Here is a 25,840-nt window from a genome sequence, read left to right as displayed (position 1 = left end):
ACCTCCTTAAACAACATCTATATATTGTCTACTTGTTCTGTGGACATTCCTTTGGCCCAGCAGACAGAAAACCATCTCGGATTAGCGGCCACCAATCGCCTGAGCCAGTCCAATAAAGAACGGTATACACAAGCCGATCGCTACTGGCGTACCAATAGCTGTGGAAGCACCGATATAGGCGGAGGGATTAGCAGAGGGAATACCAGCTCGTAACGTGGGTGGCCCTGAGATATCTGAACTAGAGGCAGCAATAACAGCGAGGATCACAACACCACCCAAGCTGAATCCTGTTACATAGTGGGCAATCATGCCAAGACCGAAGGCAATAAGCCCATGCACAAACGGTGCTACCACACTATAGGCGACGTACCACTGGGCTACCTTGCGTAGTTCACCGAGTCTCGACCAAGCCTCCATCCCCATGACCAGCATCAAAATTGAAAGCAAGCCGCGGAAAAGGGGATTATAGAAGCTTTCATAGACACTTTCTGGCTTAGTCAGTATGCCAAGAGCAAGGCCTAATAACATTGCTGATAGGGCCGGCCCCCGGAGGCTTTCCTGAATAATCGGCCAGATCTTAACCCGATGATCCTTAGTATCCTGCTGCTGGCTGCGGTACTCCTGCCGAGTGCTGGGATAATCACCTGCTGCAACGGGCTGCTTACTATAAGACTCCTGCATAGTAGCGTCTGATGCTGTACCACGCTTCTTTTTATTAAGATAAATATTAGCTACCACAATTGCAGTGACAAGTGCGGGGATATCCATGAAGGGATAAAGTGCCGCAGCCCAGGCCTCATATCCAATTTTTTGCGTTTCCAGGAGAGTCAGGGCGGCGGCCATGGTAGAACCACTAACGGCTCCAAACAATCCCCCAGTCGCAATTGCATCAACGGTTTTGACCTTTGGTAGCTTAGCCAGTGTATAGCGGGCAATGAAGACAATAATCACCCCCACTATGATGGCAAAGATCATGGGTAACACCATATCCAGCAAGTTGGAATTACGGATCGCAATGCCACCCGTCAGACCGATTTTGGTCAGCAGCATAAAAATAATGAGAGTACAAATCGCCTCTGGAATTACCAATTCACTCCCGAGGGCAGCAATGATCATTCCCCCAATCAAAAAACCGAGGGTTGGGGACTGCAATTGAATGACGAAGTCCTTCAAAAAAAGAAACAAGAAATCCACAACTACTCCTTGTGACACATCACAGGAAGAGAACAAAGTATAAATAAATGGTTCTCTGCCAATGAGGGTCATAAGTTCAGCTTATGCTTCCTGAGATTTTTGTCAGCTACAAGTTTCAGTTTTCAAGGAAGTACCATTATTTTCAGAGATCCATGGTTCATACCATACATCCAAGAGGGCCAGCTTTTCAGAATTGATTTATGGAGTTTATTTATGGCTTCTATTGCGAAATTAAAAGACAAACTTTTGATAATGACAATGCAGTTACTTCTTTACAATCTAGAATAGTTAAACTAAGCAAACTATCTAAGCTTCTAGTGAACTTAAAAATTTTTCGATTTTAGTTGGCGAAAAGAATTTCAGTATAGAAAAATGTTACGGAACTCATCGAAGAGGTTCTTATAAATAGACTTAGATTTCGATTTGCTTGAGGTTCGCTTGAGGTCGTTTTCACAATCCATTGAGCAGACAGAATAATTACCATTAACATTCATGGCATTTCTAACAATTCAGCCCAGCGCGTCCCTACCCAAGGCACAAGCTAGATGGTTCTCACAATGCCCAGGCCAAAACCAGCCCCAAACACCAAGCCAAAGTAGAGTATCTCCATCTTGAGTCCGACCACTCCCACCCCCTTCGCAAATTCATGGCGTTATGTATCAAAAGTCTAAGTTAAATGGCTTGGGCTTAACATAATTTTGAAAATTGATTGCTAGAAAAATTGTGCTAGTTTAAGGGCATTAACTGGGATGAGAGTGAATACCCGGCCTGGTTAAGGAACATTTTTATCCGAATTAAGGAATAGTTAATTATGTCTTCCCTCATCCATCTGTGCCCCGACCTGCAAAACACGGTTGATCAACTCCTGCAACTGATTCACCAAGAGCCAACCCTGCAAACCCTTGATACGACCCAGGCCAGAACCTCCCTCGGTAAAGCAGTGTCCCCCACATTTCAAATTGTCTTTGCCGGGGCTTTCAGTGCGGGAAAATCCATGCTAATTAATGCCTTGCTGGAACGAGAACTTCTTTATAGTGCCGAGGGCCATGCTACCGGAACCGAATGTTTAATTGCCTATGCCGAACCCCAACAGGAGCGAGTTGTTTTAACATTCCTCAGTGAAGCAGAAATTCGGGAGCAGGTTTTAATCTTAGTCAATCGCCTCAAGTTGCCAGCCGCCATTCAGCTCAACGATCCCAGTGCTGTCCAAACTCTCCAAAAACAAGCCCAGGCCATCATTCAACAGGAAGGCGGGGAAAGTAAGTCGGAATTAGCCAAACAAGCCAGTGCCTTAAATTACTTATTGGCCGGATTTATGCATAATCGGGAGCGGATCCATACCCAAAATAACAATACCTTTTCAATGGAGCAGTTTAATTTTGCCAATATCCAAGAAGCGGCGAGTTTTGCTAGGCGGGGAATTAATAGTGCAGTCTTAAAACGAATTGAATATTACTGTCACCATGATTTGCTCAAAGATGGCAATGTGCTAGTTGATACGCCTGGAATTGATGCGCCGGTCAAAAAAGATGCTGATTTAGCCTACCAGCGAATTGAGAATCCGGATACTTCGGCGGTAATTTGTGTCTTAAAGGCCGCAGCTTCCGGGGAATTGAGCACAGAAGAAACAGAACTTTTGGAAAAAACTCGCAGCAATCAGGGGGTACGGGATCGGGTCTTTTATGTCTTTAATCGGATTGATGAAACCTGGTATAACACCCAACTGCGACTTCGGCTCGAACAGTTAATGAATGATCAGTTTACCGGGAATTTACGGATTTATCGCACCAGTGGTTTATTAGGGTTTTATGGGAGTCAAGTGCGGCGAACTTCAGCCAGTGATCGGTTTGGCCTGGATAGTATTTTTGCCGAAAGTGTGAAAAATACAGGTGGTAATGAAGAAACGCCTCAATTTGTCTATGCCTTTAATAACTACTGTGCGAATTCTGGAAAATTATTGGGTAAGAGTTTCAATGTATTTGTCAGTGGTACGGATACGCCAAATAATAACTATGTCCGAATTTTGCAAGAACACCACCAAGGCTTAATTGAACAACTGGTAACTGATAGTGGGGTAGAAGAATTTCGTTCAGGGGTAACACGCTATTTAACTGAAGAAAAACGCCCATTGTTAATGGTCAACTTGGCCGATGATTTGCAACCCCTATGCATTAGTTTACGGAAACACTATCTCGAAATTTGGCAAAACTTGGAAGCTCAGCCCAACGATATTGCCACGATGCAGGAGCAGGATTTACGCAAACTCAACCATGAACTAAAACAAGCTGGGGATGAATTTCGCCACCACATTGAACAGGAACTCAACCAGGCCATTGCCAGTAAGGAAAACAAAACCTATGAAAGCGATTTTCTTAAACTCAGTCAGCGCATGGTTAACCGTTTAGATGAATTGTTGGCGAATTTTTCGGTTGGTGATGTATATCGCAATGCCCAGGCCAGCCATAAACGGAATTCAACTGTGCCGATTTTAGGAATCCTCGCTGAAGCCTTTTATTACCTTGCCAATGGCCTGGAAGAAACCTTAGTCGCAGCCTCTCAAGAAACGGTGAATAACTTTTTCAATAAATTGCTAGAACAAGTGCGACAACAACCCTACTATCGTGATCTGTATCGAATGTTGGGCCATGATGGCGGCATTGAACAACGGTTAGGGCAGGTCAAGCAACGGGCTTTGGATGCGATTACAACTACGGCGGTTAATGAGTGTGATAGTTATGTGCGGGAACGGCCAGAATTTTACACAGAGGATACGGTCTTTATTTGGCAACTCCGGCAAGCCTTTCAACGGGCCTGTCAACAATCGGATTGTCAGAGCTTAATTGATGCAGAACCCGCAATTCGTGACCTGTTGAAGTTAGATTTTGAGCGGAAAGTCCGTGGCACGATTGTCTTTACCTATCGCCAAAAGGTCAACCAAACCTTAAACAGTACGCTTTTGGATGTCTTAACGTCTCAAGCCGAGGCGATTTTGCAACAATACGATCATGCAAGGCAATTTTTAGGGAAAACCTTGGCTAAAGAAGCAGAAAAAACTCTCGAAGCTAATCAACGTAAACAAGCCGAACTGGAGGAAAAAATTCAAGCCTATAATTCTTCTGTGAACAGCATCAATTCTTGTTTGGAACTCATGGGCCTAGATCGGAAGAAATTACCGTTAATTGCAAAAACTGATTTAGTCTTAAACCCTGCCACTGCTTATGTTATCTCGCCTGAGTTGCCACCTTTGCCTAATACTGATTCTGTAACTGTCAATTCGTAAACTTTCCATTTTTGTACTGGAGGCCTAATTATGGAACCTAAATTTAAGCAAGTTCAAAATGAAAACTCAGTTATCTCTTTGAGTACTGGAGAGTTTCGTTTAGCTTTGCTTTCAACTTTATTGTCTAAAGGGATTACTGATGATTCCTATGCAATGTTAGATGATTTGTCTTCAGCAATTAGCGAGATGGACAAAGGAGACATTGAACTCACTCAAGAATTTTTCGCCACAGGTGTACCAGCAGAATTATTAGAGCTAGGTTCAACAACTTGGGTAAAGGGTAAGGCTCGAATTAAGTTTGTGATTGAGTTTGCACCTGATTCTAGCGACATGCCCTTGGAGTCAACATTAGATGAAATTCGCCAAATGAGTGTTGAATAACCTATAGGAGTTTATTTTCATGAGTACCTCGGAATCTTTACCAATTCTTCTTGTAAATGATGGTGATGTAATCCTGCCCAATAAAAAAGGATTAATCAAAGTTGGTGATTTCAAAAATGATTTATTAAAAAGCATCAAGGAGAGTTTAGCTTATAGTATCCTCTGTTATGGATTATTCAATCTTCACTCTTCAACATTAAATTCATACTTCCGTTTTGGATTTGAGCAGATATCAGGCAGTTCCTTTCCAGAGACAGGTTTAGAGTGTGAGTTATTACAAGTCGGAGGGCAAAAATGGTTACATGGCAAGCTCAAAATTTTGATGAATATTAATTTCAAGATTTTTGATCCTGTTTTTGTAGAACGTTTAAATGAGATTAAAATTGAGTATGCCAAATTTGATATAAACTCAATTCGGTCTTTGCTTAATGAACTTCAGTTAGAACCAGATTTAATGTCTGATACTCAGATTAGGCTAGATTTTTATCCCGATCAAGAAGATGATTTGCTTGAGCCATCTCTAGATGATATTCGTCAAATGAGTGTTGAATAGCTAAATCATTTTTTATTAAATTTTAGGGTACTGGTAATGCTATGAAATCTGAAATCCTCGATGTTCAAGGCTTATTCAAAGATGCTCCTGTTTGCTTTCATGAATTTAAGACAAAAACAATGTTTAAGTTTAGTGAATTCATTTATCTACTAACTAGAGCATTTGAAACAAAAGGACTAGACGCATTCGGTGATTTTACAAAATCCAAAGGGGGGATTCCGGTTTGGGGTGATGGTGAGCGGGAAAAGTGGTTAGGAGAGGGCGTGCCGTGTGAAATTCTCAGGCCTGGTGAAGTGAGTTGGAAGAAAGGGAAACTACGCATAAAAATCTCTCTTGAATTTGAGCCTGATGAAGAAACAAAAACTGAATCTTATCTCGATGCACTCCGGCAAATGAAAGATTTGACACTCTAGTTCTAAACCAATTTAGTAGGATAAATATCAATGGATACTGAATTTAAGCCAATTAACAACGAAAAAATGGTTTTACTTGTTGGCGAAACTGCTTTCAAATATGACAAATTGCAGAGAAGCGTTGATCAATACTTTACATCTCAGACTCGTCTCAATGAGCTATTTAGCACGATTCAGCAAGCTGGTCTAGGTAACTTTACTCAAGATACAAATATTTTTAACATTGGTATAAACTGCGAAAGTCTCGAACCTGGTTCTGGAGATTGGGTGAGTGGAAAATAATGAATGTTGAATAACTACTTATTTTTAGAATAAATTGGAGATTTGAAATGGAACCTAGATTTAAGCATGTCCAAAATGAAAACTCAGTAGTGTCCTTAAGTATGGGAGAGTTTCGTCTTTCTCTCCTGTTAAATCCACTAGTTCAAGGAATTATCAGCGACTCCTATCAATTTTTAGATGATTTAGCTTCAGCTATTAGCGAACTAAATAAAGGTTATGTTGAGTTAAACCCAGAAATTTCTACAACGGGTGTTGATGCAGAACTTTTAGAGCTAGGTTAAACAAGTTGGATCAAAGGCAAAGCTCGCATTAAATTTGCAATTGAGTTTGACTCCAATTCTTCAGATTCTACAGATTAAACGACTCTAGATGAAATTCGACAAATGACAGTTGATTAGTTAAAGTCTTGATTATGATTATCTAAAATTGTTGCGGCTGATCCGTGTTGAGATGGCAAAACTGATGTGGTCAAAAACTTTAGGAACAATCCTGGGCCTGGGAATTATCCTGTTTCTTTTGGCTGGTGGATACTATTTACTGGTTATGCCCTTGACTGGTTCACCTCCGCGCCCCGAATTTGAAAATGAATTCCCGATTACGGGCCCGCCTCCCAAACCCAAACCTACCCCAGTTGCCAGTCCACCTGTGCCTCAATCAACCCCAACCCCGAGCCCAACTTCCACAGTCGCAGCCCCAGAGTCGAATGGAACGGTGATCGAACCGATTGGCTTGAGTGTTCGTAGTGGCCCCAGTCGTGCAGAAGTCACCTTAGGGGGAGTAGCCTTGAATGAAACCGTCACTATTCTCGAAGCCAGTTCTGATGGGAAGTTCTACCGAGTTAAAACCAGTGGTGGCCTGGAAGGTTGGGTCATCGCTGCCGGGGTACAAGCCAATTCGCCTATCCCTAGCCCATCCCCAGAGTCCCCCAGCCCCAACATTAACTCCAATTCCCAATAAATTTTGGTGTTATGTGGCTTCAATAAGCTTATCGGTAGTCCTATTTAGTGACGGATGAGGAAAAGACAGCTTGATTTGCACTCATTGCCTTCTCTAAACGAATCTGTTCATTGTAGTAATGGATAAAATCCCAAATAGCACTAATGTGATTCTCCAGCTTCTTGGAGAACGATAACATCTGTCTCACTAATCGTGATACCCGTGTCATAACGTGTTGTTGAAGCGTTCAATGTAACGGTCAAGCCCGTTTCCTTGCCCACGGCACAATGTCGCTTACTCGGTAATCTGGTCTTGTACGCTTCCCAATAGTCGGTGTAAGTCATGGCGCATTGTCGATACACTGCTGGCAGTAATTGCCATAATCTTAGAGCAGAGTCTTTTGAGCGAAGACCAATGTGACAACGGACTATCTCTCATGTTGTGACATCAAGGGCCAGCCATACCCACTGCTTGTTGCCTTTGTCATCGACAAATGACCACAACTCATCATTTGTACTGTTAATGCTCCTTTGGGCTTAGGCATGACCTGCAATTGGCGTGTCACGGCTGTTTCATCGTATTGATTGACATATCCTTGTAACCAAGACTCTGACACCTGAAGCACAGGAGCAATACCGGCCAATCGGATTTTCTCTCATAGCAAGCTGTCAATTATTGCCGTCGTGTCTGGGGCTCGTCGTTTCCACTCAGGATTCTCCACAAACTGGCGACCACAATCACGGCATTTATAGTTTTGCTTCCCCCGTCTGGTCGTCCCATTCTTCATGATGTCGTCTGAGCCACAGGTCGGGCAACGTAGGAAACCAGGGACGTTTCACATAGGCACTAAAAGAACAATCTTCCCTTATTTTATCTGCCCTTTACTAAAAGAGATTACCAAATTTTTCAATCCCTGAAAGCCTTGTCAAATAAGGGTTTTAGCTTTATGGACACAACTGGACTCGAACCAGTGACCCCCACGATGTCAAAGTGACTGTAAGTAATTTCTGGAACCCATGCCAGGTGAACGCTGTAGGCTCTGTGTAAGGTTTTGCGGGTTTTTATGCTCCAAATTTGTTAGCTAAATTTAGTTATTTTTTAGTGGGACTAGATTAGTTTGCGTGCAAATTACGTGCAGAGGTTCAAAAACCTGGCATCTGAGGGCGGTTAATGGCATGGGCATAATACCGGGCTGTGGTTTCGGGATTGTTCCCCAGAATTTCTGCAACTTGCGGGATGGATGCTCCATTTTCTAGTAAATGACTCCCCAGGCTATGACGGGCTGCGTAGGGAACTCGGTAGGGAATACCAGCCGCTTTACAGAGGTCTTTCCAAGTTCGTTGGCAAAAGTTGTGATCGTCAATCGGTTGGCCTGTGGCAGTGGTAAAGATGAGTTCCTGGGGTGGCCTGCCACCGGAGAGCCGGCCCTGGAACATAGCCAACAAATCGAGATGCAAATCAATGACTCTGGTTTTGTTGTTTTTAGTTGGTTTTGCCCGGCGGCCAGAGGGTGAACGGCTCAGACTTTCGCAGATCGTGATTGTCTTTTGTTGCCAGTTGAGGTGTTGCCATCTCAGCCCGATAGCTTCAGATGGGCGCAACCCCAAGTAAAGCAATGTCATCACAAAATCGTGGTAGCCATGCCAGCGGGGATGCAGTCGTGCAGCGTCTAAAAGCTTGCGGGTTTCTTCTCTGGTGAATGGCAACCGCTTAGGGTTAATGGTACGGGTGGCTTTTAGCCGTTCAATGTTGGCAAAGTGATTCGTTTCCCATTGTTCTGATTTGATAGCCCAATCCCCGAAACTCTTTAAGAGTGAGAGGTTTTGATTGGCGATGAGTGCAGATTGTCGAGACCGGAGCATATCCACAAAAGACCTGGCCTGGGTTTCGCTGGTGATGTCCTGCCCAAACCGTTTTAGGTTATTCAGCAACGGATAATAGCGGCTTTTGATGGCTTGGGGGGATGCCAAACCTTCACGGGTTGCGGTGAACTGCTCAAACAGTTGCACGGTGGTTAGGGTTCCTTTGTGGGACTGGGGGCGGTATTTTTTCAGAGTTGAGTCAAACTGTCCCAGGTGAATGTCCTGCTCAATTTCGCTTGCCCTGCGGCGGGAAATACTGCGATTTAGTGGTGTATCAGGCATCCCTAGGGATAAGTGAAATTCCCTTTCCTGATAACGCCACCGCAACCGGAGCAACTGAGACCGAACCCCAACTGAGACAGAACCCCTTTTATTCTTCATTTTCCAAATCCTCTAACAGGCTAAAGTCGGGACGTTCTAAAGCGAGGGGAATACCACGCTCTTTTAGTTGAGCGTTAACGGTATTCCGAGCTTCATCGGCGGCAGTATCCCCGGAATAATTTGCGATGACATCCAAAAGAAAGTTGGTTGTATTCCGCAATGTCTCGATATTTTCCTGCTCAATGACTTGGCGTTCTTCTGCCAGCAATCCCCGGAGATGGGTGTCTATACTCTTGGCGATTTGGATATGCCGGGATTCTTGATCCTTGAGGTTGCGACTGTGGCGATAAATCGCAGTGGTGAGGGGGATAGTTTGGAGCATGGCCATGACCCGCGCCCCCGACATCCCATCTACTAATTTCACTTCACCGGGTTTGTCACTCCTCCATCGGAGCCAGTCACCCGGCACTAAGTCGAGGGCCTGGCAAATGACATCGATGGAATGAACTTCGATGCGTTCAAAATCATTTTTGCAAATTCTAAACACAGTGCTATAGGCAAGCTTTGTCTTAGCGGCTAAGGATTTCATGGATATCCGGCGGCTTTTCAGAATTTCATCCAAACAGCAATAAAGGCTCATAAGCAAAAGTATAGCTACAGCGAGATATAACACAAGCTTATTTTATTTTGTTATTCTTGGCGATGACTAGGGAATTTTAGATAAGGAGGGGCGCATGGCCTGGGTGGATAAAAGGGTGGTTGCTGAGAAACTAGGAATTTCGGAGGGGACCGCCAAAAATTACCGACTCCGGGGGATTTGGATCCAAGGGATCCACTACCAGGCTTTGGGGGATCGGAATTGTTGGCGTGCCAAGACCGGCCGAGGGCCTAGGAAAATCCTTTATCACCTAGAAAATTGCCAACATTGGCTTCAAACCCGTCACGAGCCGGAGCTTCACGAAAAGTTTTGTTTGCAATATCAGGAAAGTTTGATGGGCGGCGGCCCTTGAACGCGCGAAACCCCGGAGAGGCGAATCTCCAGGGTTTCAAAAAGCTTGTGTATTAGGCTTTTGCAACAACTTAAGTCTAATGCACAGGTTTTCTCTCTGTCCAATTACTTAATGGAGAAACCTTGTGAAATTCAATCTAGACCAGGCCAAGGCCCAACTCAAAGCCCTTAGCTACAGCAAAGACGAAACGGTATTTCTAAGGTCGTTCTATTCTTCAAACGACCCCAGGCAGGCAGGGGACAAAGGCCGCAAGTGTGAGGCCGTAGCGAGTGATTTACCCATTGAGCAAATCCAGGCCTGGCAGCAACAGGGGCGGGGTGTTTATTTTGTTGTCAATGGTGGTGGCCACCGCAAGAGTGATGTTCACCAGTGTCGGGCCGTCTTCTATGAACATGACAATCTTGATAAAGCCATCTCGGCCGAGCTATGGCGTGGACTGGAATTACCTGAACCCACGCTGCAAATTGATACCGGAGGCAAATCTATCCATTCCTATTGGGTTTTAAGCGAGCCGATTAGCCCCGCTCTCTGGGTGAAACTCCAGGCTGACTTATTGGATTTTGCCGATGCTGACCGGGCGTTAAAGGATCCTAGCCGGGTATTGCGGCTTGCTGGGGCTTTTCACCAGGCCACCGGTGAGCAATCAACCATTATCCTGAACTCGGGAAAAAGGTATAGCTTTGGCGAGCTACGGGCAATTATCCCAACTGAACAGGGTTCCCAGGCCCCAGCTTCACAGCCGGCCATCTCAAAATCTGATGATGAGATTTTGCTGGCCTGTTTGGCAGTGGCTAACCGTGGCCTGGTCAATAGTGGGGCAGCGGAAGGAACCCGGAATAAGTCAGGGGCAGCATTGGCCAGAGACTTGATCGGAACGACTCAATGGCTACGGGGCAAAGAGGTTTATCCCAACCCGCGGGCGTTATTCGATAACTACTGTGGGCGTTGCTCTCCCCCATTGGAACCCCGTGAAGCCGAGATGATTTGGAGATCCGCGGAAGGTGATAACCCAGGCCCATCTTTATCTGAGGATAAATTAGAGAACTGTTTGACGGCGGCTACGAAGCAACCCAAGGCTAAGGTGGCAGGTTCCCAGGCAACCCAGGCCCCAGGTGAGACACCGCAAGGGAAAACAGAGGATGGCACCGAATTCCTACAGAAGGCCTGTGCAGCCTTGTATCCCAGTGATGAGCATTGGATTTGCTTTGGCGGTGTGCTTCACCAGTGGGAGGGAAGTTACTACAAACCAGTCCCAGATGAGGCGGAATACCCCAGGTTAAGGGAGTTTTGCAACCGTTACGCGGTCAAGAAAATCAATAAATCCACAGAAGGGGAATTCTCAACCTATCCATTTGCAAAGCCTGGATTCGTCAAGCAAATTTTGGAATGGCAAAAGCAGGGCTGCACAGTTACAGAAATCAATCCCCCAGGTCTGAACTGTCGCAATGGTGTTTTGACCTTTCACTGGGAGGGTAAAACTCTCAAGACTGAGTTAGTTCCCCACGATCCAGCTCAACATCTCTACACCGGTGAACCCTTAGTAATTTACAACCCCAAGGCGGATCCAACTGAATACCAACAACTGATGGAGTGCTTGGAGGATAAACCCCGTGAGATTTTCCTAAAAACCATTGCCGCCAGCTTTGATGTTGCAACGGTGCGGAAGCACAAAGGGCGGGGCGTAAAGGCTGTCTTTCTCAAAGGCGATGGCTCTAACGGTAAAGATACTCTGAGAGTTCTATGCCAGTTACTCATGGGGCATGGCCGCATTTGTGGAGTGTCTGTAACTGACTGGCAAGCCTATGATAGCGGACGAAAGTTTGGGGTTTACTCCTTACGGGGTAGTTCAATTAGTTGGCCCAGTGAAAACGTAGATGTGGGACGGATTGACCAACTCAAGGGATTAAGGGCAGCTATCACCGGGGATCCGATTGACTTTGAACGGAAGTATCTTGACTCCATCCAAGAGTCTCCCCAAGCCGTGTTTCTGTTCAACGTCAACGAGGCTCCTGACTTGGTGGCTCATTTGGAAGCAACCAAATCCCGGTGGGGATTTATCCCTTTCAACAAAACCTATGCCAGAAACCCAGTCCCAGGCCAACTACAGGCAGATTCACGCTACAAGGAAGACCCTGAATTTATCCAAGAAAAGTTACTCCCGGCTTTCCTGAATGACTTGATTAAGCACCTTCAGTTAGTGGTGACCGAGGGGATTGACTACAGCGCAACGGATCACTACCTGGAGGAAATTCAGCGGGAAAGCTGTCACCTGCTGCAGTTTTGCCAAGATACGGGCCTGGTGGCCAATCCTGACGGTAAGGAGACAGTTAAGGAGCTATGGGAACGGCTCCGGGCCTGGTACATCGAACAAGGCACGTTGATTGTTGAGCCTCCCACAACTGCCAAGGGAAAGGAGAAACTGACTTGGGTGGATCAGCCCAAACGCTCCGATAAGAACGTCCGGGGCGTTAATCAGGTTGCAGCCCGGTTTCTTGAAGTCTTCCCCAAAGCCAAGAAGCTCAGAGAACAGGTTGAAGATTCTAAGAACTACCATCCCGTCATTCATGGAATTTCGTTCAAAGAAACTCCCCAAGAAAGTTGTTTTGGTAAAACTGCCCAAGATGCCCAAGATGGTCAAGATAGAGGCTCTGAAACTCAAACAGGGCAAGAGGTACAGCAATCTTTACCAGTTTCACAACTGCCCAAGATAGACCCCAAACTGCCCAAGACAAAAGCCATATCTGCCCATGATGAGGCCGAACTTCCCCCAGAGTCGGGACTGAAAAACTTAAGCACTGGCAATGGGCATCAACCTACTTTGAACAGTCAAAATGGCTCGCGTCTTGGGCAGTTGCCCCCTAAATCTTGGGCAGTTGAGCCTGAGATGCAAACTGGTCAAGACAGCCTCAAACCTTTACCAGATAAGGCTTCTAGTGATGACAATCTTGGGCATCTTGACCATCTTGGGCAGTTAGCTAAAAACAACTTTTCTGGTGGTTTGCAACCAGGCCAACCCTGTGAGGTGAAGCATCCCACTTTGGGGTGGGAGAACGGCTACATCTACAGAGGAAAAAACATCAATGGCCTGGCAATCGTGGAGTTAGCCGAAGCACCAGGGCATCCTGAAACCTATCCGATGGCAAAAGTGCGGGCCTGTGAAGGTGGGCAATCATGACTAAGTACAGTTGCATCATTGCGGATCCTCCCTGGGCTTACAGCAACCGTCAAAATGGGGCGGCGGCAAAGCATTACCCCACGATGACGGCAGCGCAGATCAAAGCCTTGCCTGTTAGCAAGTTGGCAGAGAGAGACTGTGTTCTACTGCTATGGGCAACCAACCCATGTTTACCCAATGCCCTAGATGTCATCCAGGCCTGGGGATTCACTTACAAAACTGCATTCCCTTGGATCAAGCTCCAAAATGCTGAGAGTGAGACTTTAGTCTATGGGACTGGTTATTGGATTAGAGGATGCAGTGAGTTGATCCTGATTGCATCCAGGGGCAATGCTCAAGCTCCCCGCAGTTCAGACCTGGGGATTCTATGCAGCGAGCGGTTTAAGCATAGTCGCAAACCTGAATCACTCCATGACTATGCAGAGCGGAATTTACCAGGCCCTTACTTAGAACTGTTTGCCAGGGAGACACGGCCGGGATGGGACAGCTTTGGCAACGAGTTAGGGAGCAAGTCTGTATCAATGCCACCTAACCAAGGATGGCAAGAAACCAAGCTCATCAAAGGCAACCGCTATAAATACCGATGTTGGCGGGATGAGCAAGGGCGTAAGCGTTCAAAGTATCTCGGAAAAGTTCAACAGGAGGCTACCGCATGAGGTACCAGATCGGGCAAAGGCTCCTACTCAGAACCCCGCTTCACTTCAAGAAGCCGGCCTGGTATACGGTCACGACTGCCCCTAACCAGTGGGGAATCCAACTTTTGGAAGCCGATAGCGGTTGTGTCACAGGATTGCGGGCGCAAGAAATCGAGAAATATCTACAGGAGGTGAAAAGTGAATCTAGCGGCAGTTGATCCAGGCCTGTCAGGAGGTCTGGCTATCCTCCACGGCGGGAACGTCATCGCGAAACCCCTACCTATTGCCGGGAAGGATTTAGATTTGGCTACCCTGGCCCAATGGCTTAAGGAATCAAACCCAGGCCTGGTAGTGGTAGAAAAAGTTCACTCCATGCCAGGCCAAGGTGTTGCGAGTATGTTCACCTTTGGTAAAGGCTTTGGAGCCATCCTGGGAATCGCCGCCGCCCTGAATATCTCGGTTGAACTGGTTACGCCCCAGGCCTGGAAGAAAGTCGTCTTGGCGGGTAGCCAAAAAGACAAAAATGCCGCCATTGACTATTGTCGTAGAGCGTTCCCCCAGGTGTCGTTACTCCCAGGCCCACGGTGTCGCAAGCCCCATGACGGGATGGCTGATGCGCTGTGTTTACTGGAATATGGACGGCGTGTTTTTAGTGAAACGAGGTAAAACCAGGTGAAACCAGGTGAAATGCAGAAAGTTGAAACACTATGCAACGGAAAATAACCCATGAACAAACTAATTTCCCTCCAACAAACCCAGGCTGCAACCCTTTTGGCTCAAGGCCAATCCAATGCAGCTGTAGCACGGGAAATCGGCTGCGACCGAAGCACAATTATTCGATGGAAAAAAGACCCTGATTTTATGGCGGTTGTAGATGCTGAACTCCAGGCACTGCAAAAAGATTGCAAGCGAGTATTACGAAGCTACGCCCTAGATGCCGCCAATCGGCTTGGTGAACTAATCAGTGAGGATGAGTGCCCGTATCACGTTCAACTAGCAGCTTCTAAAGAGGTGCTAGACCGGGTTAAGGGAATGGAACCACAAGCACCCACCCAAGGCGTTGATCCACAACGATATCAAGCTTTGTTGAATGAGTATTCTGAACTCGCTGAGCAACTTTTCCTATCCAAATGGGAAAATATTGGGCATCATTTTGTCCAGCTTGGATTTGTTGAATCTATTCAGGAATACATGGCCTGGTCGGAGGCCCAAAAAGCAATCTATGCGATCATTCTTGATATTGAAAAACAACGGCTAGAGGGCGCAGAATCCACCGCAGTTGACCCAGATTTAGCAGCCTGGTATCAAGAAGCCAGAATCAAAGAAACCCCAGAATTTACCTTGGCCTGGATGGAGGCGGAACGGGATAGGTGGTATGAGAAACTAGTTACAAAAATGACCCTGGATGTCGATTTTGAGCAAGTCGAGGAATAATTATGTCAACATTGACCCAACTGATTCAATTTAAGAGAGAACGGGCTGGTTAAAGAGTTTAGGATTTGATGGTTTTAACCTGCTTAAGTGCCTGTTCTGCCAGGATGTGAATCTGCATCATCATTTCCGGTTTAGGCTCCGTAAAACCTTCAATACATTCATCGCTAATGAGTTGAATTGAACGCAGATTGTCCTCAATTTCAGCAAGCGCAGTTTCTAACGAGGAAATCAATTCTTTGCTGTCCATTGGGTGAATCCTCAAAGTAGGTGAATAGTAAACCCTGGTTAGTCACTTCCCAGGAAAATCAGCATTATTTGTCGTACAAGTACAAACCCAGGCCAAACTTGGCAGCACAGCGTCTAAAGGCCATAGATTCTGCGTTACTGGATGGGTCACCATAGCTAGAACAATCCAAATCCTCACGGCCACTGGCAGAGCGCACGACCAGGCCATCACGGGTGTGGACTGCCAACTCACCGACCATAAATAATTGCTTGCTGGTCAACTCCATGCGGACAATCTGCCAAGTCCAACCGGGGCAGTATTTATCAAGAATCCGATTGACTTGATACCAAGGGATATAGGTAATGTCACGACCTCCCATTTTTTTAGATGCCAGTAAAGCCTGGGGCAATGGGCGGGACAATGCAGATTGGATTTGTTTGAGACTCCATTCACCAGGCTTAGATGGCGGCTCTGGGTTGGGCTCTGTAGAGATGACAGCGTTAACGGGATGATTCTTTACCGCTATGGGCTTAGGGCCTGGCTGGGCCTCTCCAGTGGCTTGTTGGATTAGCTCAATGCGGTGATGAGTTTTGCCTTTGTCATCGGTCTCTGGATGGAGAGCCACTATGTCATCAATCAGGTAATCACAGGCGGCGTTAGTATCCAGATTTTTCCAAATTTTCCCTGATTCATCATCATCAGATTTGGATAGGTCTCTAAACAAAATGCTGCAATAATAGCCATCGCCATATTTTGATGGCTTAGGCTCAGAAATATAAGCTACACGGGCGTGAATCGGGGCGGTGGCTACGGTTGCGTTCATGTCGTTTTCTCCATTGGTTACGGGGGCAATCTAGCGGGGGATTAAGGCTCCCCCAGGCCTGGATGAATCTATTGCGGTGTGTCTTCTAAAACTTCAGGCGGGGCGGCACATTCAAGACAGTCCCAGTACTCAGATTCATGGGCATCATCAAACATGAACTGTTCACGGTCTAATTCAGCGGCGGCGCGTTCTTCATCTTGCTGTTCACGAAGCCGGTTGATGTATTGTTCGTAAGTCATTTGTGTCACCATTCTTTCTATATTTTACTGTTAGTTGCTCAAGGCTGTATAGCTTACCAAGAGAGGCTTTAACGGAATTTAGACTTGCTCAAAAAGCGGGAATAAATACCAGGAATAACGACTAAGACAACATGATTAAACTCTTGGATTTGGATGCGATGAGTTAAGTAGTAAAGTCCTAGAAGTTTGCTCACAGCCTCTTGGGTGTAGGCGGGGGCTTTCTCCCCCTTTCGGCTCCTCTTAGCCATTGATGTAAGCCGCTAAGGAGTTATAACCGAGATGGTTTAGGACAGCGTAGCCATGCTTACAAACCCCTTTCCCCATTGCTTCAAATTGATGGTTGTAATCTTCACAGCCACAGGTGATGTGCTTTTCAATAATCAAGACATCGTAGGCAGTGTCTTTAGTTTCATTGCGAACTTTGAAAGTGTTAGGAACGAATAAGTTAGCGGTGACGGTTAAGGCTTTGGCCCCAGCTTTGCGGAAATCTACAAACATTTGCTTAAAGGATGCTTTAGAAATGAAGCGGGAGAATTGCCCTTTAGCGTGGACGTAAACGCAGTTAAACCAGACTTGGATGTTCAACCCAGAAAACCGTTTGCCCAAGATGCGGGCAGCATTGGCGGCGGTGTAGATGAGGTTGGTAGCAGATTTGGTGGTCATAATAGGGATGCTCCTAGAGAGTGTGGGAAGGAGTTAACTTGGTGGTTGCCCTTCCCTCTACAATTTCTAATATAACCCGTTATAACGGGAACATCAATAGATAAATGATAACAATTATCCCGTTATAACTGGATACTTCATAAGTCAAGCTAATCTTTCCCGTTATATCCAGGTATAACCCGCTATAATTTGGGCTATGTCTTGAGATGTAGTCATGAAAAGAAAAGGGAGCATAGGTGGTAACCCAAATCCAATACAGACCCCAGAATTTTTAGCCAAGCAATTCCCCCCGGCCCCAGATGTTCCTTCCAATGTGAAGCTAGGCGAACCTGTGGCCGTGGCCTTGCCATTGCCGATTGATACAGAAGTAAGGCGGCTTAAAAATCGCTCTATCTGGCTTCGTAGAGTCATCACTGAAGCTGCACAGCGTGAACTGATGGGCAATGAACCCGCAGCTGTAGATGTTGCAGATACCAGGCCTGGGGATGTAGCCGCAGCTGTAGCAGCTCCTAAACGGCGCGGGCGTAAACCCAAGGGAGAGAATAATGCCTAAGTATGAAAGTTTCATACTTAGCCTGAAGGATTTAACCCCGGATAGTAGTAATATCCCTATCCATGAAACTTTCAAGGATTCACCGCTAACCAAGGGAGAAAGCTAATGAGTGAGTTAACAGCATCGGATACCCAAGCCATCTTGGGAGCTATCCAAGCCATGCGGAATGATATGCAAGCCTTAACCCTGGAAGTGCGAGTTAACCAGGCTAAGAATGATGAGCAATTTAAGGCTCTCAATGACAAGGTAGATATGAAATTTGAGGCTGTGCAGATACAGATAAAAGCCATCAATGACAACATCACCGAGTTACGCACTCAGCAACGCTCTACCGATGGGCGGCTATGGGCCTTCATTGTGGGCCTGGTGACGTTGGTCGGTAGTGGGGTGATTAAAGTCCTATGGTTTGACCGTGCCTAAAAAAATACCCAAGCTGTCGGGCCTGGGTGAGTTGAAATTATTTCAATTTCTTTATTGGTAATCATGACATGACTTGAAAAAGGCTTAACCACAACTAAATAACAAGCTGACATCTTACTGTCCATACCAGTTCTGGGGCTGGCAGATGAAACACCTAAGACAGGGCAATAAATCCCGGTGGTATCTTTAACCCCATTAGCTATTTTTAGATATGGATTACGTGCAAGTTACGTGCAAGGCACTAACCACCAAACCCTGAAACCCTTATGGACACAACTGGACTCGAACCAGTGACCCCCACGATGTCAACGTGGTGCTCTAACCAACTGAGCTATGCGTCCACCGTTTTTAAGTTTATCTCGAGATTAGGCCCAACGACAAACAAATCTTAACCAGATCGGCTCGCTGAGTAGAGAGAATTGACTTGGGTTAAGGCTAGGCGAGAGTGAGTGGCCAAGTTTACCCCAGAGACTTGATTGTTTTGGTAGTGTTCGGCCCCTGCGGCTGCAATCATCGCTGCATTATCTGTACAGAGGGCTAAAGGGGGAAAAGTAACGTCCAGGCCATGGGCCGTGGTTGCCGCCATCAATTGCCGCCGCAGTTCTGAGTTAGCTGCCACTCCCCCCCCAATTACGATATGCCCCAGGCCCCGATCCAACGCAGCCTTGATCACCCGTTTGGTTAAAGCTCGGGCCACAGTTGCTTGAAAACTGGCCGCCAAGTCAGCCGTTGGTAATGAACCTTTGTCTGCCTGAAGTTTGGTTATTAAGCGAGCCATGGCAGTTTTGAGACCACTAAAGCTGGTGTCATAGGGATGAATTTTGCCCTCTGGGGTGGATACATTCCCTTCGGGAAGGACAAAAGCATGGGGATTTCCCTCCTTGGCAGCCCGATCCATGGCAGGCCCACCCGGATAACCCAACTGTAAAAGGCGGGCCACCTTATCAAAGGCTTCCCCCGCCGCATCATCCCGCGTCTGTCCCAAGATTTCATACTTCCCACAGGCCTGGACATGGATCAAGCTAGTATGACCGCCAGAAACCAAAAGACATAAAAAGGGTGGCTCCAGGCCTGGGTTCGCCAAATAAGACGCGTAAATATGACCCTCAAGATGATGCACCCCAATCAAGGGTTTGTGATGGACAAGGGCTAAAGTTTTGGCCGCCATCACCCCAATCAGCAAAGAACCCACCAGGCCAGGGGCGCAAGTAACCCCAATCCCATCGAGTTCTGCCCAAGTCAGTCCGGCCTTATTGAGGGCTTCTTCAATGACTAGGTTGATGGTTTCTAAATGACAGCGCGACGCCACCTCTGGTACAACTCCCCCATAGGGTTGGTGGGCGAGAACTTGGGAGGCCACGACATTGCTGAGAATGTAACGATTGTTTACGACAGCCGCCGCAGTTTCATCACAACTCGTTTCAATTCCTAAAATAATCGCCATTAGCTGCTAAGGTTCTAAACAGTTATTGCCTCAGAGTAAACTCATTGGCAGAGAATCACAGGCTGAAACTGATATAGCCGTTCCCTTTGTCAAGTCTAACCGTTACTTTGATGCACCCCATGTTCTGTATTGAATTGAGGAAAACAATTTCATGCACCGATTGTTTGCCCTTGTGCTGGTTCTTTGCCTCTGGATTGGCTTTACTCCGATTGCGTCTGCTGATGTCGCTGGTTTAGTGCCGTGCAAAGATTCACCGGCCTTCCAAAAGCGGGCCGCGACTGCTCGCAACACCACCGCTGATCCCACCTCTGGGCAGCAACGTTTTGAACGCTATAGCCAGGCCCTCTGTGGCGAAGACGGCTTACCCCATTTAATCGTTGATGGTCGGTTAGATCGGGCGGGTGACTTTTTAATTCCCAGTGCTCTGTTCTTGTATATTGCCGGTTGGATTGGCTGGGTTGGACGAGCTTATCTGATCGCCGCCCGGAAGAGTGGAGAAGCAACTCAAAAAGAAATCGTCATTGATGTCCCTTTAGCAATCAAATGTATGTTACCCGGCGTTCTCTGGCCCCTCTTGTCCGTCAAAGAACTCTTATCTGGGGAACTAACTGCAGCTGACAGCGACATTACGGTTTCTCCGCGTTAATCTCTCACGTATTCCGACTATAAGGACAAACACCCATGCAAGTGAAATATTTGCTTACCTATCTTTCCACGGCTCCAGTTTTGGCTGCGGTTTGGATGGCCTTTACCGCTGGTTTGTTAATTGAATTTAATCGCTTTTTCCCCGATTTACTGTTTCATCCCCTCTAGGTAATTTCTGTCGCTGGCTTGGGGCATTTCAAACTCAGTCATCGCTAATATCTTGAGCAAACAGTGATCTGACAATTATCAGATTAAATCTAAAACTTAACGGGGTGGGGTTATGGCTCTGCCCTTTTTTATTGGCCAAGTCCCTATGGATCTGATGTTCTTCAGGATAGTCTCTCTCCATGATCCGTTTGTTGTGCTTGAGTAATGGTCACGGTGAAGACTTGAACACCGGCTTGATTATTGATGCGCTCCAGAAAGTGGCTTCCGAAATTGACGTGTTAGCCATGCCCATCGCCGGAGCTGGAACAGCCTATAAAAATCGGCAAATTCCGATCATTGGCCCAACCCAAACCATGCCATCGGGCGGAATTTTTTATATGAATCCGCTCTTTTTCCTGCGAGATGTTTTTTCAGGTTTAATCCTCCTGACTTGGCAACAACTCCAGGCCACGTTAAAAATTGCACCTACTTGCGACTTGATTTTAGCGACGGGGGATATTGTGGTCTTGGGCTTGGCCTGGTTAACGGGGCGACCCTTTTGTGGGTTTATTGTCTCAACCTCTAGCTATTATGAAGGACATCTAAAAATTCCCGCCTTGGCCTGGGCCTGCTTGCGTTCTCGGCGTTGTCAAGCTGTTTATACCCGTGATGCCTTTACCGCTCAGGAATTACAAGGCAAAGGAATTACCAAAGCTAAATTCTTGGGGTATCCGATTATGGATGCAATTCAACCCCAGGGCCTGGTTGTTACCCCGAAGGATCAGGCCAACAGTCCACCCCTGATTGCCCTCTTTCCGGGCAGTCGTGTCCCCGAAGCGGCTCATAATTTGAAACAACTATTGAGTTTATGTTTTGGTGTGGGCAGCATGACTCCGGCGCAGTTTCTAGTCGCTCTAGTTGCCGTACTAACCCCGCAAATGCTGGAGGAGATCAGTCAACTTGAAGGATGGCATCTACAGTTGGATCTCAAGAATCCCCACCATCTGCGACTCTCTAAAAGCAACGTCACGGTTCATTGCTACTACCAGGCCTTTGCCGATATTCTCCAATCCTGTGATCTCGTCTGGGGGATGGCGGGGACAGCCGTTGAACAAGCCGTTGGCCTGGGGAAACCTGTGTTACAAATTCCTGGGCCTGGGCCGCAATTCACTTATCGCTTTGCTGAGGCTCAAAACCGACTTCTTGGCTCCTCCGTCCAAACCCTAGCTCCGAATTTAGATCGGGATGAGCAAATTCAGCAGGTTGGGGCCTGGGTCAAAGCAACCTGGAATAACCCCACCTATCTCCAGGCCTGTCAGGTGAATGGGCGAGAACGAGTTGGTCACTCTGGGGGGTCTCAGGCCATCGCTCGAGATTTACTGCAACAATTAGAAAGCTAGAGTGATCCAGCCCGTTTCAGCAGGGGTGAACGCCGGCCCGCACAAGCTACTGTCTCTAAGATTTTATAATTAAGAATAAATTAAGAATGAATGATCCTAAACTAAAACTCTGTTCCAAGAAGCTGATTTTGTAGCATGGAACGCACGGTAATCAAAATGGTCAAGCTATGATCTTCTTCAAGGATGCTTCTGGTCTAGGCTATGACTCTTTATGTAGGCAATTTATCATACGATGCAACCGAAGAAAACTTACGGGAAATCTTTGCCAAGCACGGTACGGTTAAGCGGGTTGTTCTACCTGTCGATCGGGAAACTGGAAAGCGGCGTGGATTTGCCTTTGTCGAACTCGCAGCCGATGCGGAAGAAGAAGCCGCTATTGCCGAATTTGACGGGGCGATGTGGTTAGGACGGACGCTGAAAGTGAACAAGGCTAAGCCTCGGCAATAAATTCCCACCACTTAATTGGAATATCTCTCCTCACAACCCTCTCACACCGGGCAGTTAATCCCTTGGTCTAGCTAGAGGGTAATTGGGGCGCGTGTTCCCGATTGGGGGGTAAATTTGCCGTCGTTCCAGCCAGTCCCGGTTGGAGTTGTTTCATTAAGCTGGCCATTTCCAAGGCATTCAGGGCATAATCCCAGCCTTTATTGCTCTTAATTCCAGCCCGCTCTAAGGCCTGCTGCATCGTATCCGCCGTCAAAATCCCATAAATAATTGGAACCCCGGTTTGCATACTGGCCGTGGCAATCCCTTTGGTGACTTCTGCCGCAACATAATCAAAGTGGGGGGTTTGCCCGCGAATCACGGCTCCCAAACAAATGACAGCGGCATAGCGGCGACTAGCTGCGGTTTGGGCTGCAACGAGGGGCACTTCAAAACTTCCTGGAACCCAAATGTAGTCCACCTGAGTCCCATTTGGATCTGGATCGACCCCATGCCGCCGTAAACAATCCTGACAGCCTTCCAGTAACTTGGCACTGATTAGATCATTAAACCGGGCAATAATAATGGCAAACCGAGAGCCACTGAGTTGATGGAATGTCCCCTCAAAAACAGCCATGAACGCTTAAACCACTAAAAAGTTAAGGGCACCGACCAAAAGCACTAAGATAATCCAGGCCCCGGAGCCAATGTAGAGTAACTGTTTAGACCGATCCCAATCTTGAGGTGAAGCATAGGCTACCGGCACACCCACCACCATGACAAAGGACAAAATGACTAACGCCGCTAAAGCCAGTTGAAACAAAATAGACATAATTATAACTCCGTCAATCTCCTAAACTTCGGTAGCAATAAAACCAGCGGTATCCAAGGGGATGGGTAATCTAACCCAAATTGGCTAGAACCTGTTAAGCATTATCCCTCAATCTGAGAAGCTAGAAAAGCACAATATTCCAGTCATTTATCCTGACGCATCTTTATCTATCATGGGCAACACCTTTGGACATCTATTTCGGATCACCACCTTTGGCGAATCACACGGGGGAGGCGTGGGTGTTGTCATAGATGGCTGTCCACCAAAACTAGCCCTAGATGTGACTGATATTCAGTTCGAGTTAGATCGCCGCCGGCCAGGCCAGAGCCGGATTACCACCCCGCGCCAAGAAGCCGATACCTGTGAAATTCTCTCCGGTGTTTTTCAAGGGCAAACCCTGGGAACCCCGATTACGATCCTGGTACGAAATAAAGATACCAGGCCCCAAGACTATGCCGAGATGGCCGAAGTCTATCGCCCGTCCCATGCCGATGCCACCTATGACGCTAAATATGGGATTCGCAACTGGCAGGGGGGTGGCCGGTCTTCGGCGCGGGAAACCATTGGGCGGGTGGCTGCGGGGGCAATTGCCAAGAAAATTCTCAAACAAGTGGCGGGAGTAGAGGTCTTGGCCTATGTTTGCCGGATTAAGGAGTTAGAAGCCCACGTTGATCCGGCCACTGTGACCCTTGAGCAAATTGAAAGCAATATTCTCCGTTGTCCCGATGCTGTTGCGGCCGAAAAAATGATTGAGTTGATTGATCAGATTCGGCGGCAGGCTAATTCTGTGGGTGGCGTGATCGAATGTGTGGCCCGTCATGTGCCGCGGGGCCTGGGTGAACCCGTCTTTGACAAATTAGAGGCGGATTTAGCCAAGGCTGTGATGTCTCTGCCCGCAACCAAAGGGTTTGAAATTGGCTCAGGATTTGCTGGAACTCTGTTAACAGGCCTGGAGCATAATGACGAGTTTTATACCGATGATCAAGGGCAAATTCGCACGGTCACTAATCGCTCTGGAGGAGTACAAGGGGGTATTTCTAACGGTGAAAATATCATTATCCGGGTTGCCTTTAAGCCTACAGCGACTATCGGTAAACCTCAAAACACCGTCAACCAGGCCGGAGAAGCAACGGTTTTAGCCGCTAAAGGTCGTCATGATCCCTGTGTTTTGCCGCGGGCCGTCCCAATGGTGGAAGCGATGGTAGCTTTAGTTTTGTGCGATCATCTCCTGCGAAATCAAGCCCAATGCCATACCTTGAAATCTCCTGAGGCTCAGTAAGCAAGGGTTATAGTCATTTCTGCTAAAACTCGGACATTAATGGGCCGAATTCTCAATGTTGATAAGGTTCATGCTTGATTTCAAGAAGATTACTGCCTAAGGGTTCTTGGAGCTTAATGGCTGGAAGTTATTTACATCAATACAACAAACAAGCAATATGAATTATTTTCCCCAAAATATTAAATCATTAGAAAAATTGGAAGACTTTCAAGTAAATTGCATGATAAGTAGACTATGCAGAGAGTTATCTGGCTTTTTGCCGCATATACACTATAGCAGTCCGTCTTGATTTGTGAGAATGACTGATCATCAGAAGCCTTGGTAAAGAATCCCCCCTCGTTGAGCCTAGGATGAAACCAAAACTTTGCAGGGATAGATAATTCTGGGCTATTCTCACGAATCATTACTGTTCACTATAGTATCATCAGTTAAAAACCTCAGTCTTACTTTGATTGCTAGGATTTAGATAAAGGGTTCAAAGGTAGGGGCCTGGGCATGAGTTTGGTAATTTCAGAAGACCTTGCTAAAGCAAGTGGCTTTTCAGAAAATGAGCTATTTTTGGAAATTGTTCTAATGCTGTTTCAACAAAACAAAATTAGCTTGGGAAAAGCAAGTGAACTAGTTGGATTACATCGAATGCAATTTCAGAAACTATTAGCGGATCGGGAAATTTGTGTTCACTATGATGTTAATGACTTTCAGGATGATCTCGACAATATTAGAGAAATAAAATAGCGATGATCATTGTCAGTAATACTTCACCCATTTCAAATTTGGCAAAAGTGGGGAAGCTAAGCCTCATACAAGAGATTTATGGAAGTATTTTAATTTCTACCGCAGTGTATGAGGAGTTATTAGATGAGAGAGCGGGTGAAAAAATAGTTACAGCAGTACAGTCAGCAAGTTTCCTAGAAGTTTGTTCAGTACAAAATCAGAAATTGGTTGCTGAGTTAAGAACATATATAAATATTGGGGAGGTAGAGGCAATTGCACTGGCAGTTGAGGTTAAAGCAAACCGACTGTTAATTAATGAACGCCTGGGTAGACAAGCTGCAAAAGACTTTGAATTAAAGATTACGGGTGTATTGGGAATTCTGTTATTGGCAAAACGTCAAAATTTAATCAGGGCAGTTAAACCCATAGTGGATGAATTGAAAAGTGAAGCGAATTTCCGAATCAACAGTCAGCTTTATATAGATGTTTTGAATGAAGCAGGTGAGTCAGTTACTCAGGTTTGATAAAGTCAATGATAAGGCAAGAGCCAAGAAGA

At 46.4% G+C, this 25,840-nt stretch carries 31 protein-coding genes, 1 tRNA gene and 1 pseudogene; 21 read left to right on the top strand and 12 right to left on the bottom strand.

Annotated features, from left to right (window positions below; all coding sequences use genetic code 11):
• Window positions 1-81: 81 nt before the first annotated feature.
• The gene (locus tag RIF25_RS05030) at window positions 82-1,194 is read right to left on the bottom strand and encodes a sodium-dependent bicarbonate transport family permease (RefSeq protein WP_407682331.1); all 1,113 of its coding nucleotides are present in this window, start codon (window positions 1,192-1,194) and stop codon (window positions 82-84) included.
• Window positions 1,195-2,005: 811 nt separating this feature from the next.
• Here RIF25_RS05030 and RIF25_RS05025 point away from each other — a divergent pair.
• From RIF25_RS05025 to RIF25_RS04995, 7 genes are all read left to right on the top strand, one after another.
• Window positions 2,006-4,474, top strand: coding sequence for a dynamin-like GTPase family protein (locus tag RIF25_RS05025; protein ID WP_322877453.1), 2,469 nt, complete (start codon window positions 2,006-2,008; stop codon window positions 4,472-4,474).
• Between the two features lie 30 nt (window positions 4,475-4,504).
• Window positions 4,505-4,855, top strand: a complete 351-nt coding sequence (locus RIF25_RS05020; RefSeq protein ID WP_322877452.1) for a KGK domain-containing protein — start codon at window positions 4,505-4,507, stop codon at window positions 4,853-4,855.
• 19 nt (window positions 4,856-4,874) lie between these two features.
• Entirely contained in the window at window positions 4,875-5,408 is a 534-nt protein-coding gene (locus tag RIF25_RS05015) for a KGK domain-containing protein (protein WP_322877451.1), read from the top strand.
• A 41-nt stretch (window positions 5,409-5,449) separates the two neighbouring features.
• The gene (locus tag RIF25_RS05010; RefSeq protein WP_322877450.1) at window positions 5,450-5,821 is read left to right on the top strand and encodes a KGK domain-containing protein; all 372 of its coding nucleotides are present in this window, start codon (window positions 5,450-5,452) and stop codon (window positions 5,819-5,821) included.
• 30 nt (window positions 5,822-5,851) lie between these two features.
• The gene (locus RIF25_RS05005) at window positions 5,852-6,103 is read left to right on the top strand and encodes a KGK domain-containing protein (RefSeq protein ID WP_322877449.1); all 252 of its coding nucleotides are present in this window, start codon (window positions 5,852-5,854) and stop codon (window positions 6,101-6,103) included.
• A gap of 47 nt (window positions 6,104-6,150) precedes the next feature.
• Window positions 6,151-6,384, top strand: coding sequence for a hypothetical protein (locus tag RIF25_RS05000; RefSeq protein ID WP_322877448.1), 234 nt, complete (start codon window positions 6,151-6,153; stop codon window positions 6,382-6,384).
• Between the two features lie 169 nt (window positions 6,385-6,553).
• Entirely contained in the window at window positions 6,554-7,060 is a 507-nt protein-coding gene (locus RIF25_RS04995) for an SH3 domain-containing protein (RefSeq protein ID WP_322877447.1), read from the top strand.
• Window positions 7,061-7,100: 40 nt separating this feature from the next.
• On the opposite strand, the pseudogene RIF25_RS04990 reads toward RIF25_RS04995, so the two are convergent.
• From RIF25_RS04990 to RIF25_RS04980, 3 genes and pseudogenes are all read right to left on the bottom strand, one after another.
• Window positions 7,101-7,859 (bottom strand): annotated as a pseudogene (locus RIF25_RS04990) (IS1 family transposase); the annotation flags it as partial.
• A gap of 322 nt (window positions 7,860-8,181) precedes the next feature.
• Window positions 8,182-9,282: a tyrosine-type recombinase/integrase gene (locus RIF25_RS04985; RefSeq protein WP_322877446.1), complete on the bottom strand. Its 1,101-nt coding sequence runs from the start codon at window positions 9,280-9,282 to the stop codon at window positions 8,182-8,184.
• On the bottom strand, window positions 9,272-9,862 hold the full coding sequence (locus RIF25_RS04980) for a helix-turn-helix domain-containing protein (RefSeq protein WP_322877445.1): 591 nt from the start codon (window positions 9,860-9,862) through the stop codon (window positions 9,272-9,274). Before RIF25_RS04980 ends, RIF25_RS04985 begins: the two co-directional genes overlap by 11 nt.
• Before the next feature lie 115 nt (window positions 9,863-9,977).
• Between RIF25_RS04980 and xisR the strand changes: the two genes are divergently transcribed.
• From xisR to RIF25_RS04960, 5 genes are all read left to right on the top strand, one after another.
• Window positions 9,978-10,232, top strand: coding sequence for an excisionase family protein (gene xisR, locus RIF25_RS17140; RefSeq protein ID WP_407682327.1), 255 nt, complete (start codon window positions 9,978-9,980; stop codon window positions 10,230-10,232).
• A gap of 124 nt (window positions 10,233-10,356) precedes the next feature.
• The gene (locus tag RIF25_RS04975; RefSeq protein WP_322877444.1) at window positions 10,357-13,407 is read left to right on the top strand and encodes a hypothetical protein; all 3,051 of its coding nucleotides are present in this window, start codon (window positions 10,357-10,359) and stop codon (window positions 13,405-13,407) included.
• Complete coding sequence (locus RIF25_RS04970) at window positions 13,404-14,063, top strand: MT-A70 family methyltransferase (RefSeq protein ID WP_322877443.1); 660 nt, start codon at window positions 13,404-13,406, stop codon at window positions 14,061-14,063. Before RIF25_RS04975 ends, RIF25_RS04970 begins: the two co-directional genes overlap by 4 nt.
• 177 nt (window positions 14,064-14,240) lie before the next feature.
• The gene (locus RIF25_RS04965) at window positions 14,241-14,708 is read left to right on the top strand and encodes a RuvC family protein (protein ID WP_322877442.1); all 468 of its coding nucleotides are present in this window, start codon (window positions 14,241-14,243) and stop codon (window positions 14,706-14,708) included.
• A 60-nt stretch (window positions 14,709-14,768) separates the two neighbouring features.
• Window positions 14,769-15,476 carry a phBC6A51 family helix-turn-helix protein gene (locus RIF25_RS04960; RefSeq protein WP_322877441.1) on the top strand — a complete coding sequence of 236 codons (708 nt, stop codon included), beginning with the start codon at window positions 14,769-14,771 and terminating at the stop codon, window positions 15,474-15,476.
• Window positions 15,477-15,534: 58 nt separating this feature from the next.
• On the opposite strand, the gene RIF25_RS04955 is transcribed toward RIF25_RS04960, so the two are convergent.
• From RIF25_RS04955 to RIF25_RS04940, 4 genes are all read right to left on the bottom strand, one after another.
• Window positions 15,535-15,723 (bottom strand): hypothetical protein, encoded by a 189-nt coding sequence (locus RIF25_RS04955; RefSeq protein WP_322877440.1) that lies wholly within the window; start codon window positions 15,721-15,723, stop codon window positions 15,535-15,537.
• Window positions 15,724-15,787: 64 nt separating this feature from the next.
• Window positions 15,788-16,525 carry a Rad52/Rad22 family DNA repair protein gene (locus RIF25_RS04950; protein ID WP_322877439.1) on the bottom strand — a complete coding sequence of 246 codons (738 nt, stop codon included), beginning with the start codon at window positions 16,523-16,525 and terminating at the stop codon, window positions 15,788-15,790.
• Between the two features lie 68 nt (window positions 16,526-16,593).
• Complete coding sequence (locus RIF25_RS04945) at window positions 16,594-16,764, bottom strand: hypothetical protein (RefSeq protein WP_322877438.1); 171 nt, start codon at window positions 16,762-16,764, stop codon at window positions 16,594-16,596.
• Between the two features lie 240 nt (window positions 16,765-17,004).
• Window positions 17,005-17,427 (bottom strand): SWIM zinc finger family protein, encoded by a 423-nt coding sequence (locus RIF25_RS04940; protein WP_322877437.1) that lies wholly within the window; start codon window positions 17,425-17,427, stop codon window positions 17,005-17,007.
• A 214-nt stretch (window positions 17,428-17,641) separates the two neighbouring features.
• Between RIF25_RS04940 and RIF25_RS04935 the strand changes: the two genes are divergently transcribed.
• Both RIF25_RS04935 and RIF25_RS04930 read left to right on the top strand, forming a co-directional pair.
• Window positions 17,642-17,980 carry a hypothetical protein gene (locus RIF25_RS04935; protein WP_322877436.1) on the top strand — a complete coding sequence of 113 codons (339 nt, stop codon included), beginning with the start codon at window positions 17,642-17,644 and terminating at the stop codon, window positions 17,978-17,980.
• Between the two features lie 105 nt (window positions 17,981-18,085).
• Window positions 18,086-18,400: a hypothetical protein gene (locus RIF25_RS04930; RefSeq protein WP_322877435.1), complete on the top strand. Its 315-nt coding sequence runs from the start codon at window positions 18,086-18,088 to the stop codon at window positions 18,398-18,400.
• A gap of 267 nt (window positions 18,401-18,667) precedes the next feature.
• Here RIF25_RS04930 and RIF25_RS04925 read toward each other — a convergent pair.
• Window positions 18,668-18,741: transfer RNA gene (locus tag RIF25_RS04925), tRNA-Val, on the bottom strand.
• Between the two features lie 47 nt (window positions 18,742-18,788).
• Window positions 18,789-19,844 carry a tRNA (adenosine(37)-N6)-threonylcarbamoyltransferase complex transferase subunit TsaD gene (gene tsaD, locus RIF25_RS04920; protein ID WP_322877434.1) on the bottom strand — a complete coding sequence of 352 codons (1,056 nt, stop codon included), beginning with the start codon at window positions 19,842-19,844 and terminating at the stop codon, window positions 18,789-18,791.
• A gap of 151 nt (window positions 19,845-19,995) precedes the next feature.
• On the opposite strand from tsaD, the gene RIF25_RS04915 reads away from it, so the two are divergent.
• The 4 genes from RIF25_RS04915 to RIF25_RS04900 all read left to right on the top strand — a co-directional run bounded on the left by RIF25_RS04915 (window position 19,996) and on the right by RIF25_RS04900 (window position 22,483).
• Entirely contained in the window at window positions 19,996-20,490 is a 495-nt protein-coding gene (locus RIF25_RS04915; RefSeq protein WP_322877433.1) for a Photosystem I reaction center subunit III, read from the top strand.
• A 41-nt stretch (window positions 20,491-20,531) separates the two neighbouring features.
• A complete protein-coding gene (psaJ, locus tag RIF25_RS04910; protein WP_041431118.1) occupies window positions 20,532-20,657 on the top strand; it encodes a photosystem I reaction center subunit IX in 126 nt (41 codons plus the stop codon).
• A 179-nt stretch (window positions 20,658-20,836) separates the two neighbouring features.
• Complete coding sequence (locus RIF25_RS04905) at window positions 20,837-22,036, top strand: lipid-A-disaccharide synthase-related protein (protein ID WP_322877432.1); 1,200 nt, start codon at window positions 20,837-20,839, stop codon at window positions 22,034-22,036.
• Between the two features lie 201 nt (window positions 22,037-22,237).
• Window positions 22,238-22,483: an RNA recognition motif domain-containing protein gene (locus tag RIF25_RS04900; RefSeq protein ID WP_015123671.1), complete on the top strand. Its 246-nt coding sequence runs from the start codon at window positions 22,238-22,240 to the stop codon at window positions 22,481-22,483.
• A gap of 67 nt (window positions 22,484-22,550) precedes the next feature.
• Here RIF25_RS04900 and ribH read toward each other — a convergent pair whose 3' ends face one another.
• Together ribH and psbZ are read right to left on the bottom strand one after the other, a co-directional pair.
• Window positions 22,551-23,096 carry a 6,7-dimethyl-8-ribityllumazine synthase gene (gene ribH, locus RIF25_RS04895; protein WP_322877431.1) on the bottom strand — a complete coding sequence of 182 codons (546 nt, stop codon included), beginning with the start codon at window positions 23,094-23,096 and terminating at the stop codon, window positions 22,551-22,553.
• Between the two features lie 6 nt (window positions 23,097-23,102).
• A complete protein-coding gene (gene psbZ / locus RIF25_RS04890; RefSeq protein WP_322877430.1) occupies window positions 23,103-23,291 on the bottom strand; it encodes a photosystem II reaction center protein PsbZ in 189 nt (62 codons plus the stop codon).
• Between the two features lie 172 nt (window positions 23,292-23,463).
• Here psbZ and aroC point away from each other — a divergent pair, with 172 nt between their 5' ends.
• The 3 genes from aroC to RIF25_RS04875 all read left to right on the top strand — a co-directional run bounded on the left by aroC (window position 23,464) and on the right by RIF25_RS04875 (window position 25,808).
• The gene (aroC, locus tag RIF25_RS04885) at window positions 23,464-24,570 is read left to right on the top strand and encodes a chorismate synthase (protein ID WP_322877429.1); all 1,107 of its coding nucleotides are present in this window, start codon (window positions 23,464-23,466) and stop codon (window positions 24,568-24,570) included.
• Window positions 24,571-25,065: 495 nt separating this feature from the next.
• The gene (locus RIF25_RS04880) at window positions 25,066-25,305 is read left to right on the top strand and encodes a UPF0175 family protein (RefSeq protein ID WP_322877428.1); all 240 of its coding nucleotides are present in this window, start codon (window positions 25,066-25,068) and stop codon (window positions 25,303-25,305) included.
• Window positions 25,306-25,307: 2 nt separating this feature from the next.
• Window positions 25,308-25,808 (top strand): DUF3368 domain-containing protein, encoded by a 501-nt coding sequence (locus tag RIF25_RS04875; protein WP_322877427.1) that lies wholly within the window; start codon window positions 25,308-25,310, stop codon window positions 25,806-25,808.
• The last annotated feature ends 32 nt before the right edge of the window (window positions 25,809-25,840 follow it).

The organism is Pseudocalidococcus azoricus BACA0444, from assembly GCF_031729055.1.
GTDB classification, from domain to species: Bacteria; Cyanobacteriota; Cyanobacteriia; order Thermosynechococcales; family Thermosynechococcaceae; genus Pseudocalidococcus; species Pseudocalidococcus azoricus.
The sequence above is the reverse complement of the archived record's forward strand: the minus strand, read 5'-3'. Positions and strand labels throughout refer to the sequence as shown.

Bases quoted from the DNA above. Each gene is read 5' to 3' on its own strand.
- RIF25_RS05025 (WP_322877453.1), top strand. From the start codon at position 2,006: ATGTCTTCCCTCATCCATCTGTGCCCCGACCTGCAAAACACGGTTGAT.
- RIF25_RS04970 (WP_322877443.1), top strand. From the start codon at position 13,404: ATGACTAAGTACAGTTGCATCATTGCGGATCCTCCCTGGGCTTACAGC.
- RIF25_RS04900 (WP_015123671.1), top strand. From the start codon at position 22,238: ATGACTCTTTATGTAGGCAATTTATCATACGATGCAACCGAAGAAAAC.
- RIF25_RS05005 (WP_322877449.1), top strand. From the start codon at position 5,852: ATGGATACTGAATTTAAGCCAATTAACAACGAAAAAATGGTTTTACTT.
- RIF25_RS05020 (WP_322877452.1), top strand. From the start codon at position 4,505: ATGGAACCTAAATTTAAGCAAGTTCAAAATGAAAACTCAGTTATCTCT.
- ribH (WP_322877431.1), bottom strand. From the start codon at position 23,096: ATGGCTGTTTTTGAGGGGACATTCCATCAACTCAGTGGCTCTCGGTTT.
- aroC (WP_322877429.1), top strand. From the start codon at position 23,464: ATGGGCAACACCTTTGGACATCTATTTCGGATCACCACCTTTGGCGAA.
- RIF25_RS04945 (WP_322877438.1), bottom strand. From the start codon at position 16,764: ATGACTTACGAACAATACATCAACCGGCTTCGTGAACAGCAAGATGAA.
- tsaD (WP_322877434.1), bottom strand. From the start codon at position 19,844: ATGGCGATTATTTTAGGAATTGAAACGAGTTGTGATGAAACTGCGGCG.
- RIF25_RS04985 (WP_322877446.1), bottom strand. From the start codon at position 9,282: ATGAAGAATAAAAGGGGTTCTGTCTCAGTTGGGGTTCGGTCTCAGTTG.
- RIF25_RS04905 (WP_322877432.1), top strand. From the start codon at position 20,837: ATGATCCGTTTGTTGTGCTTGAGTAATGGTCACGGTGAAGACTTGAAC.
- RIF25_RS04915 (WP_322877433.1), top strand. From the start codon at position 19,996: ATGCACCGATTGTTTGCCCTTGTGCTGGTTCTTTGCCTCTGGATTGGC.
- RIF25_RS04940 (WP_322877437.1), bottom strand. From the start codon at position 17,427: ATGACCACCAAATCTGCTACCAACCTCATCTACACCGCCGCCAATGCT.
- psbZ (WP_322877430.1), bottom strand. From the start codon at position 23,291: ATGTCTATTTTGTTTCAACTGGCTTTAGCGGCGTTAGTCATTTTGTCC.
- RIF25_RS05015 (WP_322877451.1), top strand. From the start codon at position 4,875: ATGAGTACCTCGGAATCTTTACCAATTCTTCTTGTAAATGATGGTGAT.
- RIF25_RS04980 (WP_322877445.1), bottom strand. From the start codon at position 9,862: ATGAGCCTTTATTGCTGTTTGGATGAAATTCTGAAAAGCCGCCGGATA.
- RIF25_RS04995 (WP_322877447.1), top strand. From the start codon at position 6,554: ATGGCAAAACTGATGTGGTCAAAAACTTTAGGAACAATCCTGGGCCTG.
- RIF25_RS04880 (WP_322877428.1), top strand. From the start codon at position 25,066: ATGAGTTTGGTAATTTCAGAAGACCTTGCTAAAGCAAGTGGCTTTTCA.
- RIF25_RS04960 (WP_322877441.1), top strand. From the start codon at position 14,769: ATGAACAAACTAATTTCCCTCCAACAAACCCAGGCTGCAACCCTTTTG.
- RIF25_RS05010 (WP_322877450.1), top strand. From the start codon at position 5,450: ATGAAATCTGAAATCCTCGATGTTCAAGGCTTATTCAAAGATGCTCCT.
- RIF25_RS04955 (WP_322877440.1), bottom strand. From the start codon at position 15,723: ATGGACAGCAAAGAATTGATTTCCTCGTTAGAAACTGCGCTTGCTGAA.
- RIF25_RS04935 (WP_322877436.1), top strand. From the start codon at position 17,642: ATGAAAAGAAAAGGGAGCATAGGTGGTAACCCAAATCCAATACAGACC.
- RIF25_RS05000 (WP_322877448.1), top strand. From the start codon at position 6,151: ATGGAACCTAGATTTAAGCATGTCCAAAATGAAAACTCAGTAGTGTCC.
- RIF25_RS04950 (WP_322877439.1), bottom strand. From the start codon at position 16,525: ATGAACGCAACCGTAGCCACCGCCCCGATTCACGCCCGTGTAGCTTAT.
- RIF25_RS04930 (WP_322877435.1), top strand. From the start codon at position 18,086: ATGAGTGAGTTAACAGCATCGGATACCCAAGCCATCTTGGGAGCTATC.
- RIF25_RS04875 (WP_322877427.1), top strand. From the start codon at position 25,308: ATGATCATTGTCAGTAATACTTCACCCATTTCAAATTTGGCAAAAGTG.